The sequence below is a fragment of the Brevundimonas sp. TWP3-1-2b1 genome, assembly GCF_049896165.1.
GTDB lineage: Bacteria > Pseudomonadota > Alphaproteobacteria > Caulobacterales > Caulobacteraceae > Brevundimonas > Brevundimonas subvibrioides_B.
The window spans coordinates 56655-70831 of record NZ_JAFCTT010000003.1 but is presented as its reverse complement, the minus strand read 5'-3'; the positions used below and the strand labels follow the sequence as shown (position 1 = coordinate 70831).

Here is a 14177-nt window from a genome sequence, read left to right as displayed (position 1 = left end):
CGAAGGCCTTGCGGCCGGGTGGGAGAGCGTCGGGTCCGAAGGCGGCGAGTTGGCCAGCGATCGGTCGTCGCGAAGAGAAGGGCAGCGCCGCGAACGACGCCTCACCGTCAGCGGAACCACATTCCGGGCCTGTGGGTCAAGCGTCGCGGCTCAGAAGGTCCACTCGGTCGTCACCGACAGGACCATGATGATGGCCAGCACGAAGGGGATTTCGTTGGTCATGCGCCAGAATCGGCCCGCCCTCGTCGAGGTCCCGGCAGCGATCCGCTTGCGTTCGGCCGACAGGAAGCCGTGCCAGCCGGCCAGCAGGAAGACGCCGGCCAGTTTGGTCACCATCCATGGCTCGGCCAGAAAGGCCCAGCCCCGCATCTCGACGTCCAGATAGATGAGCCAGCCGCCGAACACGAAGGCCAGGATCATGGCCGGGTTGACGATGATGCGCAGCAGTCGTGCCTGCCACAGCCGCAGCAGGGTCTGCATCTCGGACTTCAGCGGCTCGGGCTTGCCGTTCTGCTCGGCGTCATAGGCGTAGAGGCGGGGCAGGAAGAGCATCCCGGCCATCCAGGCGATGACCGCCAGGATGTGCAGGCCGCGCGCGAGATCATAGAGGTTCACGCTACGGCCGCTTCGGTCTGGAACGGACAGGCCTTCCACCGCGCCTGACAGCCGGGGCCGAAGGGCGCTGTGCCGGTGCGGTCGAGGCTGGCGGTCACGGCCTGGGCCAGGGCGCCGATGAAGGTTTCCGCCACGCCGACGGCGGGCGCACGAAGATAGGGATGCAGACCGGCTTCGTGGGCCAATTCGCCGTATTCGATGTCGAGCTCGACCAGGGTCTCGATGTGTTCCGAGACGAAGGCGATCGGGGTGACGACAACGCCGACACCGTCGGCTGCGGCCTGTTTGATCGCATCCGGGGTCGAGGGGCCCAGCCATTTCATCGGCCCGACCCTGCTCTGATAGCACAGGGCCCAGTCCTGCAATCCGGCAGCCTTGACGACGGCAGACACCGTCGATTCGATCTGTTCCTGATAGGGATCGCCTTGAGCCACCAGCTTCTCGGGGATGCCGTGGGCGGAGAACAGGACCCGCATCGGGCGGCCCGGATGATCGCGGGCGGCATCGGCCAGTCTGGCCCGGATGCCATTGGCCTGGGCCTCGATCCAGCCGGCGGCACGGGGATAGCAGCAGATCGCGCGTGACCGGCCCGAGCCCGCATAGGCGGCCTTCCAGGCCTTGAGCGACGACTGGGTCGTCGTGGTCGAGAACTGCGGATAGAGGGGCAACAGCACCACTTCATCGGGGCCGAAGGCGGCGACATCGACAGCCGTTTCCTCGGTCAATGGGTGCCAGTAGCGCATGGCGACGAAACTCTTGACCTCGTCGCCGGGCAAAAGGGTCGCCAGCCGGGCGTCGAGCGCCGCCATCTGTTTGCGGGTCTCCGCCTTCAGGGGCGAGCCGCCGCCGGCGTCCATCATCGCATAATTGGCCTGGGCGCTCTTCTCGCGGCGCGAGGAGATCAGCTTCGCCAGAGGCGTCCGCGCGAACCCGGGCAGGCCGATGATGGCCGAATCGTTGAACAGGTTGAACAGGAAGGGCCGCACAGAGGCGGCGTCGTCCGGGCCGCCGAGATTGAACAGGACGACTGCGATCCGTCTGCCGGTCATTTGTCGGTCCTCACTGGGCGCCCAGGCGCCTGAGCACCTGTTCGACATGGGCGATCGGCACGTCCGGCAGAATCCCGTGGCCGAGGTTGAAGATCCATGGACCCGCACCCCAGGCCTCGACAAGCTCATCCACCCTGCGGTCCAGAGCCGCACCACCGGCGCGGAGCAACAGGGGATCGAGGGCGCCCTGGATCGGCTTGATCGCCTGCACCTGTCTGCCGCGCTCCAGCGAACAGGCGGTATCGAGCGCCACGCCCTGGACATCGACCTCGCGGGCATAACGTTCGGCATGCAGGGCCGAACCGCGCGGGAAACCGATCAGGGGGACGGTGACGCCCAGTTCTCGCACCCTCGCGACCAGCTTCTTGTGCGGCCGCATCACCAGCCGTTCGAACAGATCGTCCGGCAGGCCCTCGGCCCAGCTCTCGAATATCTTCAGGGCATCCGCGCCGGCGTCGGCCTGCATCTTCAGATAGCGGGCGGTGGCCTCAACCAGAACGTCGAGAACCGCATCGACCTTGTCCGGGTCGGAATAGGCGTAGGACCGCGCCTGGGCCCGCTCGCCCTTGCCCATCGTATTGTGGTGGCCGTCGAGCATATAGGTGGCCACGGTCCAGGGCGCGCCGGCGAACCCGATCAGGGCCCGCTCCGGCTCCAGCTCGGCCCGAACCCGGCTGAGGGTCTCTCCGACCTGATGCAGAGACTCCCCGGCGCCGTCGGCCAGTTCAGCCATCCGACCCGGCGACGGCATGAGACCCAGTTTCGGTCCCTCGCCGGTCTCGAACCAGACGTCCTGACCCAGGACCTGGGGGATCAGCAGGATGTCGGCGAAGACGATGGCCGCGTCGAAACCGAACCGGCGCATCGGCTGCATGGTCGCCTCGGCAGCCATCTCCGGGTTCAGACAGAAGGCGATGAAGTCCGGGGCCTGGGCGCGCAGGGCGCGATATTCGGGCAGGTAACGACCGGCCTGACGCATGAACCAGACGGGCGGGCGCGCAAGGGTCTCACCCTGCAGGACCCGGATCAACGAAGGCGTGGTGCTCATGACCCCGGCTCTACGGTGATGAGCGCATCCCCTCAAGCCCACGGCCTTCCTCTTATCCTGATCAGAATCTTAGAAATATCTGAGGAAGCAGATAGGGCGTGGGACGGCGGGGACAGATCGGCTCTCGTCCCCACGCCGCACGGCCTTGTCCCGGGTCCCGGAAAGACGGCTCGGTGGCTGTCTGAGCGCCTGTGGAAACCGGGCAAAACCCTTAACGAATCCTTAATGGCCCGGGCCCAGCCGGGCGCTTGGCCTGAGGCGGGATTGGGGGCCGTTTACCTTTCGTTAAGCATTTCCCCAGTCGAACCGATGGCGGATCCGGGGGCGGGGATGATCCGTTGCCGGACGAGGTGTGTGCTCCACCTCTGTCCCCGCTCGCCGGGCGACGAGGCCCGCGCTATAGGTTTCGGCGCCCCGACCGAGGTTGGCGGCGCCCAGTCCGGTCCACAGGAATCCTCGCCATTCGCACCCCCTCTGATATGGTTTTCCCTCGCCGGAATCCGGCGCGCCCGTCGCGGGGTCCGCGATGAGCCCGGCGCGGCCCGCGGGGTCGTCGCGGCTGGCGACCTATTTCCATGTCCATCTGGTCTCGGACTCGACCGGCGAGACGCTGAACGCGATGGCCAAGGCGGTCACGGCCCGGTTCGACGGCGTCATCCCGATCGAGCACATCTATGCGCTTGTCCGGTCCGAAAAGCAGATGGAGCGAGTTCTGGCCGAGGTGGCGGCGGCGCCCGGCGTCGTCCTGCACACCATCGTCGATCGCGACCTGCGCGCCCAGCTGGAGGAAGGCTGCCGGGCGCTCGACATGCCGCATATCGGGGCGCTGGATCCCCTGGTCGGAGCTCTGTCGCGGTATCTCGGCGCGGCCCTGTCGACGCGGGTCGGGGCGCAGCACGCCCTGGACCACGACTATTTCAACCGGATCGGGGCGCTGGACTACGCCATGGCCCACGACGACGGTCAGGGCACGGCCGAGCAGCTGGAGGGCGCCGACGTCGTCCTGGTGGGGGTCAGCCGGACGTCCAAGACCCCGACCTGCATCTATCTCGCCCATCGGGGCGTCCGCGCGGCGAACGTGCCTCTGGTGCCGGGGCAGGAGGACGGCGAGCGACTGGTCGGATTGAAGAATCCGCTGATTGTCGGTCTGACCGTCTCACCCGACCGGCTGGTGCAGATCCGCCGGAACCGGCTGGACGGGCTCAACGCCACCCATGCCTCGTCCTACGTCGAGCCGGACGCGGTGCGCGAGGAGACGATCAAGGCGAGGCGAGCCTTCGAAAAGCGGGGCTGGCCCACTATCGACGTGACCCGCCGTTCGGTCGAGGAGACGGCGGCCGCGATCCTGAACCTGCTGACCGAACGCCGCACCCGCCGTCTGGGAGCGTCCTGGTGACCGGGGAAACGACCGAGAGGCTGATCCTGGCGTCGAAAAGCGCGGCCCGGCGGGCGATGCTGACCGGCGCCGGCGTGCCGTTCTCGGTCCAGGTCGCCGACGTGGACGAGGATGCGGTCAAGGCGGCCCATGATCCGGCTGACGCCGCCGGGCTGGCGGTCGAGTTGGCGCGGGTCAAGGCTTTGGCGGTGTCGCGCCATGACGCCGACGCCTGGGTGCTGGGGGCGGACCAGACCTTGGCCTTCGAGGGCGGGCTGGTGTCGAAAGCGGGTTCACTGGAGGCGGCGCGGGACCGGCTGAAGGCGATGCGGGGCAAGGCGCATGAGCTGCATTCGAGCGCGGCCCTCGCACGGAACGGGCAGGTGGTCTGGTCGGGCGAGGACACGGCGACGATGCGCGTGCGGAATTTCTCGGACGCCTTTCTGGACGCCTATCTGAAGGCCGAGGGCGACAGCCTGCTGGCCTGCGTCGGTTCCTACCGGCTGGAGGGGATGGGGTCGCAGCTGTTTGAGGCGGTCGAAGGCGATTATTTCACTGTGCTGGGCCTGCCGTTGTGGCCGGTTCTGGAAGAACTGCGGCGGGCGGGAGTGCTCAGGTCATGACCACCATGCGGGCGGGCCTCACGGGATGGCCGATCACCCAATCCCTCAGCCCGGTGATCCACGGCGCATGGATCGGCGCCGCTGGCCTGGACGCTACCTACCAGCCATTTCCGGCGGTGGATGAGTCCGCTTTTGACGCCGTGATCGCCCGGGGACGGCAGGGCGAGTTTCTCGGCCTGAACGTGACGGCGCCTTTCAAGGAGCGTGCGCTGCAGATCGCCGACACGGCCACGCCGGTGGCGACACGGGCCGGCTCGGCCAATGTGCTGCTCTTCGAGAACGGTCAGGTCCGGGCGGACAGCGTGGATGGCGAAGGGTTGCTGATGGCGCTGGCCGGACAGGCGCCCCTCCTTCACCTCGCCGGAGCGCCGGTGGTTGTCGTGGGCGCCGGGGGCGCAGCGCGCGCGGCGGTCTCGGCCTTGGTGGATTCCGGCGCCGAGGTCGCCATTCTGAACCGGACCGTGTCACGTGCCGAGGCGCTGGCCGGAACGCTCGGCGCACGCATTGCGAAACCGGCGGATCTGGAGACAGCCGCTGTGGTCATCAACGCTATCAGCGGGCCCTCTGACCTGGATGTCTCGCAACTGGCCGATTACGCCGTGGTCATGGATATGGGCTACCGGCCCCGGATAACGCCGCTGTTGTCGCGCGCTCGCGATCGGGGCCTGACGGTCGTCGACGGCCTGGGGATGTTGATCGGGCAAGCGCGTCCGTCGTTCCGCGCCTTTTTCGGCCACGATCCGGCGCCGATCAACATTCGTCGCGTTGCCCTGGCCGTGCTGGGGGAGGATGGATGATCGTGCTCGGCCTGACCGGCTCGATCGGCATGGGAAAGTCGACCACCACCGCCATGTTCGCCGAGCACGGCGCCCTGATCTGGAACGCCGACGACGCGGTTCACGCCCTCTATGCCCGCGGCGGGGCGGCGGTCGAGCCGGTCGGCGAGGCCTTTCCGGGCGTGGTCGTTGACGGAGCCGTGGATCGCGGGCGGCTGGCCGAGGCGCTTGGCCGCGACGAGACGGCCTTCCGGCGACTGGAGACCCTCGTCCACCCGCTCGCCGCCGCCGGCCGCATGACCGATCTGGAGGCGGCGCGGGCGGCCGGCGTGAAGCTGGCCGTCCTCGACATCCCCCTGCTGTTCGAGACCGGCGGCGACCGGGCCGTGGATGCGGTCGTCGTGGTCAGCGCCGACGCAGCCACCCAGCGTCGCCGGGTTCTGGCCCGGCCCGGAATGACGGCGGAGCGGTTCGAGGCCATTCTGGCGCGTCAGATTCCGGACGGAGAAAAGCGTCGTCGCGCCGACTTCGTCATCGACACCGGCCGGGGCCTCGACGCCGCCCGGACCCGGGTCGCCGAAATCGTGGGGATCGTTCTGGCCCCGGACTGGAAACTACCCCGCCGGACTCTTTCGGGCGCCGCCGAAACACCCCATTAGAAGGGCATGTCCCGCGAAATCGTTCTCGACACCGAAACCACCGGCTTCGACCCCCGAACGGGCGACCGGCTGATCGAGGTCGGCTGTATAGAGATCGAGGACCTGCTGCCGACCGGCCGGACCTTCCACCGGTTGGTCAACCCAGAGCGGCTGATCCCGGCCGACGCCATCCGGGTGCACGGCATTACCGACGACAAGGTCAGGGACGCGCCGAAATTCGCCGAGATCGTCATCGACCTGATGGCCTTCATCGGCGAGGCCCCGGTCATCGCCCACAACGCCCAGTTCGACCGCAATTTCATCGATCATGAGTGCGGTCGCTGCGGTCACGCCCTGCTGCACGAGGCCCGCTGGATCGACACGCTGCAGCTGGCCCAGAAGCGCTGGCCAGGCATGCCCAACTCGCTGGACGCCCTGTGCAAACGCTACAAGGTCAGCCTGGCCGATCGCTCGTTTCACGGCGCCCTGATCGACGCCCGCCTTCTGGCCGAGGTCTATCTGGAGCTGAAGGGCGGCAAGGAGCGGGTGCTGGACCTGTCCAGCCGTCGCGAGAGCCAGGCCGCCGCAGCCCATGCGGCCGCCGGCGGCTATCAGCCACGATCACGGCCGCTCACGCCGCGGATTCACGCCGAAGAGGCCGAGGCGCACCGCGCCTTCCTGCTGGCGACGCTAAAAGACCAGTCGCTGTGGGCCGGGTACGGGCTCGAGGTCGTCGAGCCCGCTGCCTGACCTCAGGCCTGGCCGGTCGCGTCCGGCTGGGCGGCGATCTGTTGCTGGCGCGCTGCATAGATGCCGGCGAAGTCGATCGGATCCAGCATGAAGGGCGGATAGAAGCCGCCGTCCGCGGTCGCCCCGGCCACGATCTCACGGGCGAAGGGGAACAGATAGCGCGGGCATTCGATCAGCAGCATCGCCTCGATCGCGTCTTCCGGCACGCCTTCGAGCTGGAACAGGCCGCCGTACAGCAGCTCGACCTGGAAGACCGGCATCGTGTCGGTCGAGGCCTTGATCGACAGCTTGACGTCGACTTCGAACAGGCCGTCGGGACGACCCTGGGCGTTGAGCTCGACGCCCATGTCGATCTGGGGCTTGCCCTCGAGGCGCAGGCTGTCGGGGGCCTTGGGGTTCTCGAACGACAGGTCGCGGACGTACTGCGCCAGGATGCGGAAGCCCAGGGTGGCGGGGCGTTCGGTCGGGTTGGCGCCGTTGGCGTCGGGGGGCGAAACGTCGGTCATGGAGGCGAAGCCGTTCAATATGGCGGAAAAGCGAGGCGCCGCGACTAGCATTCGCCCGGACGTCCCGCAACTTTCCCTCTGCCAGGGGCGCGACCGCACCGCCGTGCGGCGGCTCCCTGCCTGAGCGTGTTCGGGGCGCGCTGCGGGGTAGCGGCGGCATGTCACAACTCGCCCGGGGTGCGTCGCGGCTTGCGCACGCCCATATCAGACCGTAATCGTCCTGTCCGACGCGCCCGGCCCTCATGGCCGGGATCAGGACGCCATCCCAGGGATACCCCGTGCCGGTACAGTTCCAGCTCGTCATCTTCGCCGTGATCGCCGCGGTCGTCCTGTTCCAGCTCTACAATGTGCTGGGCAAGAAGGTCGGCCGTCAGCCGCAGGAGGACGCCAAGACGCCAGCCCTGCCCGCTACGGGCGTGACGGGTCCCGAAGCCCAGGCCCGCGTGCCTGCGCTCGACGCCGCCACCCTGGCTGCCGCCGCCTCGCTGCGCGCCCGCGACCCGGCCTTCGATCCGGCCAAGTTCATCGACGGCGCCCGCCAGGCCTATGAAACCATCGTGCGGGGCTACGCCTCCGGCGACCGCGCGGCTCTGAAGCCGCTGCTGACCCCCGCAGTCCTCGCCTCGTTCGAGACCGGCATCGCCGCCCGCGAGACCCGGGGCGAGACCGAGCAGGTCGAATTCCTGCACGCGCCGCGCGCCGACCTGGAACTGGCCTCGGCCGAGGGCGACCGCGCCGTCGCCAAGGTCCGGTTTCTGGCCGAGATCCGCTCCAGGGTCCTTCCGCCCGAGGGCGAGGCGACTCCGGGCGCTCCGGCCGAGCCCCGCATCGAAGAGCGTCGCACGGCCGAGCACTGGACCTTCGAACGCTCCCTGGGCGCCGCAGACCCCAACTGGGTCCTCGCCCGCGTCGAACCCGCCAACGCCTAGGGGCGGCCGCGCCTTGGGACTCGGCCTGAGGCTCGGACTGGCGGGCGCGCTCCTGCTCCTGGCGGGGTGTGCGACGCCCCGGCCCGAGCCTCCGGTCTCGCCGACGCGTCCCACACCGACCGCTCCGCCGCAGGTTTCCAGCCTGCCGGGCCCGCAGAGCCTTCCCGGCTGGGCCGATGAAGACCACCTCGCCGCCTTCCAGGCCTATGCCGAGACCTGCCGCGTCGCGCGTGAGGCGGCTGCCGTGCGTCAGTGCGAGCGATCCCAGCACATCAAGCAGACATCACGCCCGGTGACGCCTTCCATGGCCAGGGCCTTCTTCGAGGACGGCTTCCGGATCGTGGAGGCCCAACCCGCTGAGGGCCGGTCACCCCTGCTGACCGCCTATTTCGCTCCGGAGTACCCGGCCCGGCGCACCGCGGACCGGGAGTTCGACACCCCCGTTCTCGGCCGCCCCTCCGGCTGGTCGCGCGGCCAGGTTCTGGACGAGCGCGCCGTGATCGAGGCCGGGCCCACGCTCTCGCCGCCCCTGGCCTGGATGCGCGCCGAGGACCTGTTCTTCCTCCAGATCCAGGGGTCCGGCTATCTGACGTTCGAGGACGGATCGAAGGCGCGCGCCGCCTATGCCGCCGACAACGGCCGGACCTTCGTCGGCATCGCCCGGCCGATGGCGGAGCGCGGCCTCCTGCCGACGAACGGAACCTCAGGCGAGGCGATCCGCGCCTGGCTGGCGGCCCATCGCGGGCCGGAGGCGCGGGCGATCACGGCCCTGAACCCCCGCTACATCTATTTCTCGCTGGACCCCGACGACGGCGGACATCCGGCGGGCGCGGCCGGTGTACCCCTGCAGGCCCGGCGGGCCATCGCGGTGGATCCGGCTAGCTGGACCTATGGCGATCTGGTGTGGATCTCGGCCGGCGCCGGAAACCTGGTCGGGGCGCGGCATGGCTACACCGGTCTGGTCATGGCGCTGGACACCGGCTCGGCCATTCGCGGCCCGGTGCGCGCCGATCTCTACATGGGCCGGGGCGAGGCGGCGGGGGCGGAGGCCGGGGCGGTGCGGCACCCCCTGCGCATGTGGCGGCTGCTTCCGAGACCCTGAGCCGCCCCGCTGAATTCCCGCGCCGTTAGGGTTTCTGGTGAAAAGCGCCTAGATGGGCGGCGGATTCGCCGCCTGGCCATCCTCCCATGACATCCCCGACCGTTCGCACGCCGCAGCCCCTCACGGAGCGCGTGCTCGAACGCCTCGTGTATCGCAGCGACGCGGTCAGCACGGCCGAAGGTCCTATGGACCTGTCCGAGATCGTGGCGACCTCGGTGCGCAACAACGGCCGACGCCGGATCACCGGCGCCCTGGCCTATCAGGCAGGAACCTTCGTCCAGGTGCTGGAGGGTGATCCCGAAGCGCTGACCGCCCTGATGGCGGACATCGAGGCCGACGCGCGGCATCGCAATGTGCGCGTCCTGGCCCGCTGGCCGGTCCAGGCCCAGCTGTTCCTCGGCTGGGCCATGGTGCTGGTCGACACCCGCAAACTGTCGCCCCACCTGTCCAAACTCCTGTCCCAGACGGGGTCGGGCGCCCAGGTCACCGGCGTGATCGCCGATCTCGCCAACGCCCGTCTGGGCTCGATGGTCTAGCCTGGAGCTTTCGACGGGTGAGTTGCGGCGCCGTTGGAGCGCGGACCTGGAGGTCCGCGCTCCTTTCATTCCCCTTGACCGCCGAACGCTCTAGCGGCGCAAGCCCCCCAGAATGCCGCGCAGCAGTTCCCGGGTCAGGGTCGATCCCGCCGTGCGCAGCACCGACTTGGTCAGGGCCTCCATCGGAGTCTGACGATTTGATTTGCGCGGCGCCCTGGGCGCAGGCGGCGCCTTCGGAGCCGCCGGAGCCCGACCCTGTGGCGCGGGTTTCCCGGCCGGCGCTGTTGCGGCCTCCGTTTGCGCGTGGCGGGCGGCGAGGATTTCCTCGGCGGACTCGCGGTCCGCCACGGTGTCATAGACCCCCTTCACCGGGCTGGCCGCCATGACGGCGGCGCGTTCGGCATCGGTGGCCGGCCCCAGACGGCTGTCCGGCGGCCGGATCAGGGTCCGGGCCACGACGCGGGGCGCCCCCTTCTCGTCCAGCGTCGAGACCAGGGCCTCGCCGGTGCCCAGCCCCTGGATGGCCTCGGCCGTATCGAAGGCCGGATTGACCCGGAAACTGTCCGACGCCGCCTTCAGCCCGCGCTGATCGGACGGGGTGTAGGCGCGCAGCGCATGCTGGATGCGGTTGCCGAGCTGGGCCAGGACGCTGTCGGGGATGTCGGCCGGGTTCTGGGTGATGAAATAGACCCCGACCCCCTTGGACCGGATCAGGCGCACGACCTGTTCGACCTTCTCCAGCAGGGGTTTGGGCGCGTCCCTGAACAGCAGGTGGGCCTCGTCGAAGAAGAAGACGAGACGCGGTTTCTCGGGGTCTCCGATCTCGGGCAGTTGTTCGAACAGCTCGGACATCAGCCACAGCAGGAAGGCGCCGTACAGGCGCGGGCTGTTCATCAGCCGAGTCGAGTCGAGCACATTGACCTGACCCAAAACACGTCCTTGGCCGTCCAGCGACGTCCGCATCATGTCGGTCAGTTTCAGCGCCGGTTCGCCGAAGAAGGCGTCGCCGCCGTCCTGTTCCAGCTGCAGCAGGGCGCGCTGGATCGAGGCGATCGAGGCGGGCGCCACATTGCCGACCTCGCGGCCGATGCGGGCGGCGTTCTCGGCGACATAGGTCAGCATGGATCTCAGGTCGTCGAGATCGAGCAGCAGCAGGCCCTCCTTGTCGGCGACGTGGAAGGCGACGGTCAGGACGCCTTCCTGCACGTCATTGAGGTCCAGCATCCGCGCCATCAGCAGCGGCCCGATCTCCGATACGGTCGCCCGGACCGGGTGCCCCTTCTGCCCGTACAGATCCCAGAACACCGTCGGCGCGGCCTTCGGCGCCAGGGTCAGGTTCATCCCGGCGGCGCGGGCCAGCAGCTTCTCGTTCGGGGTTCCGACCTGGCTGATTCCCGAGAGATCTCCCTTCACGTCGGCGCAGAAGACCGGGACGCCCATTTCCGAAAAACCCTGGGCCATGATCTGCAGCGTGACGGTCTTGCCGGTGCCGGTCGCACCCGCGATCACACCGTGCCGGTTGGCCCGATTCCACAGCAGGATCTCGCGCTGTGGCGTCTCCCCATCGGCGGCCCCGTTCGAGGATTGGCCCAGGAACAGGCCGGGGCTGGCGGCGGCGTCGGTCATGCAAATCTCCTTGTCCGATGCTTAGCCGTGGCCGGCTCGCGCGCCAATCGGCGATTGACCGGCGCCGCGACGCCCCCGAAAAGACCAGTCATGAAACCACCGATCGCCGTTCCGACATCGACTGTGGCCCGCAACGCCCTGGTGACCCTGGCCGTGGTGGCTGGGGGAGCGGCGCTTTACTGGCTGCGGGACATCCTGACGCCGCTGGCGATGGCGATCTTCCTGTTGATCATGATCGACGGGGTGAAGCGGTTCATCGAGGACCGGACTCGTCTGCCTCGTCACCTGGCCGGGACGGCGGCCCTGGCTGTCGTGGTCCTGGCTTTCCTGGCCTCTATCGCCTTCATCGTGAACGGGGCGGCCGGGTTCTTCACCGACGCCTCGGGGGTGTCCAGCGGCATTGGGCCCCGGATCGACGCTATCATCGCCGACGGCGGGCGGCTGTTCGGCATGGCGACGCCCCCGACGGCCCATGAGTTGTTCGCCGGGCTGGATATCCGCGGCTACCTGACCACCCTGGCCTTCCAGGTGCAGGGGGTTGTCTCCGGCGCCTTCTTCGTCATGGTCTATCTGGCCTTCCTGCTGGCGGCCCAGACGGGCTTCCGGCGCAAGCTGGTCAATCTGTTCCCCAACCGGGAGGCGCGCCAGGAGGCCAGCGAGGTATTCGAACGCGTGCGAAGCGGGGTCGAGGGCTATCTGTGGGTCCAGACCGTGACCGGGGGCATCATCTGCGTCGCCGCCTGGATCCTGATGCGTCTGGTAGGCCTGCAGAACGCCGAGTTCTGGACCTTCGTGATCTTCGTGGTCGGCTTCATTCCGGTGCTGGGCGGGGCGATCGCCGGTCTCGCGCCGCCCCTGTTCGCCCTGGTCCAGTTTCCCACCTACTGGCCGGCCCTGATCCTGCTGGTGGGGCTGCAGCTGATCCTGTTCGTGGTCGGCAACGCGATCCAGCCGCGCATGCAGGGCGAAAACCAGAACATCGACCCGGTCGCGGTTCTTCTGGCCCTGGCCCTGTGGGGCAAGATGTGGGGCGTGGTCGGCATGTTCCTGTCGACGCCTCTGGCGGTCATGGCCATGGCCATCCTGGCCGAGTTCAAGGGATCGATGTGGATCGCCATCCTGCTGTCCGGCGACGGCCGCCCCTATGCCGACGAGGACGCAGAGCCCGCGCACAAGCCCCCGGCCCGCCGTCCGGCCCGCGTCAAACCGCCGCGCGCCGGAGCCGCAGAGCCCTGAAACCCGACCCCTTGCGGCCCGGTTCCGTCGATCCCATCTGCCATCCAGACGTCGCGGCCCCCTCCCCTCCCCAAGGCCGCGGCGGCATCGACCGGCGCCCGTTCCCCCCTCCAGCGCCGGTCCAAGAGAGGCCGTCGGACGCCCGTCCGACGGCCTTTTTCTTTGCCGAATCAGCGATTCGGTGAGCACCCCGCCCTCCTTGAAATCCACGCGCGCACTGCATCTGTGAGGAACGCGCGGACGTCCCTGTCGTTAGGCTCGCCGGAAGGGTTGCCCCGCCGCGCTTCTGCGTCGCGTTCGACCAAGGACGGAAAAACATGATCAAAATCATCTCCACGGCCGCCACGGCGCTGCTTCTCACGGGTGTCGCCGCGCCGGCCATGGCCCAGAGCTGGATGCCGAACGGGACCGCCATGCCCGACTGGTCGGGCCCCTATGTCGGCGTCTACGGCAGCGCCACAAAGGCCAACCACCAGGACGACGAGCGTCTCCGGTTCGACCGAAACCTGGACGGAAACTTCGGCGATACGGTCGTCACTACGGCCGGCGCCGACGCCTTCAGCGCCGGTTCGTGCGGCGGCTCGGCCAACGGCAATGTGCCGACCGCCGGCTGTGATGACGACGCCAGCGGCTCCGAAGGCGGCATTCGCGCGGGCTGGGACTTCCAGTTCGGCTCTTTCGTGGTCGGAGCCGTGGCGGAATACTCGGGCTTTGCGGGCGCTGAAGACAGCGTGACCTCCTATTCGACCACGCCGGCCTCCTACACCTTCGAGCGCAAGCTGCAGAACCTGGCCGCCCTGCGCGCCCGGGTCGGCTACGCCTTGGGTCCGGCCTTGATCTACGGCACGGCAGGCGGCGCGACCGGCGAGATGTCGAACCAGTTCTACTCGTCGAACACCCAGAACAGCTTCACCGCCACTACGGATGACGACCAGGCCGACGGCTACCAAGCCGGCGGCGGCGTTGAATACAGGCTGGCTCCAAACCTCAGCGTGACCGGCGAGTATCTCTACACCTCGCTGGAAGCGCCCGATTTCGACATCCGCGTCGGGCGGGGCAATGCAATCGCAACCAATCCCTTCGTCCTGACCCCCAACACCACGGGTACGGACATGCGACGTTCCAACGGCCGCTTCGGCCTGCATGCCGTCCGGATCGGCATGAACTACCGTTTCTGATCTTCCCCTCGATCAGTAAACGGTGATCAGACGCCGGGTTCTCGAAAGAGGACCCGGCGTTTGTCGTTTCCGGCCTTCCCCGGCCGCACGGACCAGCCTATCCAGCCATCAGGGACGGGACGCGTCGTCTTGGTGATACCGCAGTAACAGTCGATCGATAGCGTCCGGTCCAGATCCTGGCGGCCCTGCC

General features: G+C 68.6%; 15 protein-coding genes. 10 read left to right on the top strand and 5 right to left on the bottom strand.

The annotated features are described in order from the left end of the window. Nucleotides 1-150: 150 nt before the first annotated feature. The 3 genes from ACP7AB_RS03815 to hemE are packed head-to-tail and all read right to left on the bottom strand — an operon-like array spanning nucleotide 151 to nucleotide 2712. Nucleotides 151-615: a CopD family protein gene (locus ACP7AB_RS03815; protein WP_425990363.1), complete on the bottom strand. Its 465-nt coding sequence runs from the start codon at nucleotides 613-615 to the stop codon at nucleotides 151-153. Next, complete coding sequence (gene hemH / locus ACP7AB_RS03810; RefSeq protein WP_425990364.1) at nucleotides 612-1664, bottom strand: ferrochelatase; 1053 nt, start codon at nucleotides 1662-1664, stop codon at nucleotides 612-614. Before hemH ends, ACP7AB_RS03815 begins: the two co-directional genes overlap by 4 nt. Nucleotides 1665-1674: 10 nt before the next feature. Beyond that, nucleotides 1675-2712, bottom strand: coding sequence for a uroporphyrinogen decarboxylase (gene hemE / locus ACP7AB_RS03805; protein ID WP_425990366.1), 1038 nt, complete (start codon nucleotides 2710-2712; stop codon nucleotides 1675-1677). A 526-nt stretch (nucleotides 2713-3238) separates the two neighbouring features. Between hemE and ACP7AB_RS03800 the strand changes: the two genes are divergently transcribed. Genes ACP7AB_RS03800 through dnaQ form a run of 5 tightly spaced genes read left to right on the top strand, consistent with a single transcriptional unit; the run spans nucleotide 3239 to nucleotide 6874 of the window. Beyond that, nucleotides 3239-4108 (top strand): pyruvate, water dikinase regulatory protein, encoded by an 870-nt coding sequence (locus ACP7AB_RS03800; protein ID WP_303694798.1) that lies wholly within the window; start codon nucleotides 3239-3241, stop codon nucleotides 4106-4108. 56 nt (nucleotides 4109-4164) lie between these two features. Further along, nucleotides 4165-4710 carry a Maf family protein gene (locus tag ACP7AB_RS03795; protein ID WP_425990493.1) on the top strand — a complete coding sequence of 182 codons (546 nt, stop codon included), beginning with the start codon at nucleotides 4165-4167 and terminating at the stop codon, nucleotides 4708-4710. Beyond that, nucleotides 4707-5507 carry a shikimate dehydrogenase family protein gene (locus ACP7AB_RS03790; RefSeq protein ID WP_425990368.1) on the top strand — a complete coding sequence of 267 codons (801 nt, stop codon included), beginning with the start codon at nucleotides 4707-4709 and terminating at the stop codon, nucleotides 5505-5507. Before ACP7AB_RS03795 ends, ACP7AB_RS03790 begins: the two co-directional genes overlap by 4 nt. Next, nucleotides 5504-6145, top strand: a complete 642-nt coding sequence (gene coaE, locus ACP7AB_RS03785; RefSeq protein ID WP_425990370.1) for a dephospho-CoA kinase — start codon at nucleotides 5504-5506, stop codon at nucleotides 6143-6145. Before ACP7AB_RS03790 ends, coaE begins: the two co-directional genes overlap by 4 nt. A gap of 6 nt (nucleotides 6146-6151) precedes the next feature. Beyond that, nucleotides 6152-6874 carry a DNA polymerase III subunit epsilon gene (gene dnaQ, locus ACP7AB_RS03780; RefSeq protein ID WP_425990372.1) on the top strand — a complete coding sequence of 241 codons (723 nt, stop codon included), beginning with the start codon at nucleotides 6152-6154 and terminating at the stop codon, nucleotides 6872-6874. A 2-nt stretch (nucleotides 6875-6876) separates the two neighbouring features. Here the strand turns inward: dnaQ and secB are convergent, their stop codons facing one another. Then, complete coding sequence (gene secB / locus ACP7AB_RS03775) at nucleotides 6877-7380, bottom strand: protein-export chaperone SecB (protein ID WP_425990374.1); 504 nt, start codon at nucleotides 7378-7380, stop codon at nucleotides 6877-6879. 278 nt (nucleotides 7381-7658) lie between these two features. Here secB and timA point away from each other — a divergent pair, with 278 nt between their 5' ends. From timA to ACP7AB_RS03760, 3 genes are all read left to right on the top strand, one after another. After that, a complete protein-coding gene (timA, locus tag ACP7AB_RS03770) occupies nucleotides 7659-8309 on the top strand; it encodes a TIM44-related membrane protein TimA (RefSeq protein ID WP_425990376.1) in 651 nt (216 codons plus the stop codon). A 13-nt stretch (nucleotides 8310-8322) separates the two neighbouring features. After that, on the top strand, nucleotides 8323-9411 hold the full coding sequence (locus tag ACP7AB_RS03765) for an MltA domain-containing protein (protein ID WP_425990378.1): 1089 nt from the start codon (nucleotides 8323-8325) through the stop codon (nucleotides 9409-9411). Between the two features lie 131 nt (nucleotides 9412-9542). Further along, nucleotides 9543-9947, top strand: coding sequence for a BLUF domain-containing protein (locus ACP7AB_RS03760; protein ID WP_425990379.1), 405 nt, complete (start codon nucleotides 9543-9545; stop codon nucleotides 9945-9947). A 90-nt stretch (nucleotides 9948-10037) separates the two neighbouring features. On the opposite strand, the gene ACP7AB_RS03755 is transcribed toward ACP7AB_RS03760, so the two are convergent. Continuing rightward, nucleotides 10038-11573 carry a helicase HerA-like domain-containing protein gene (locus ACP7AB_RS03755; RefSeq protein WP_425990381.1) on the bottom strand — a complete coding sequence of 512 codons (1536 nt, stop codon included), beginning with the start codon at nucleotides 11571-11573 and terminating at the stop codon, nucleotides 10038-10040. 90 nt (nucleotides 11574-11663) lie between these two features. Here ACP7AB_RS03755 and ACP7AB_RS03750 point away from each other — a divergent pair, with 90 nt between their 5' ends. Then, on the top strand, nucleotides 11664-12809 hold the full coding sequence (locus ACP7AB_RS03750; RefSeq protein ID WP_425990383.1) for an AI-2E family transporter: 1146 nt from the start codon (nucleotides 11664-11666) through the stop codon (nucleotides 12807-12809). A 317-nt stretch (nucleotides 12810-13126) separates the two neighbouring features. Continuing rightward, nucleotides 13127-13987 carry an outer membrane protein gene (locus ACP7AB_RS03745; RefSeq protein ID WP_425990385.1) on the top strand — a complete coding sequence of 287 codons (861 nt, stop codon included), beginning with the start codon at nucleotides 13127-13129 and terminating at the stop codon, nucleotides 13985-13987. Nucleotides 13988-14177 lie beyond the last annotated feature (190 nt).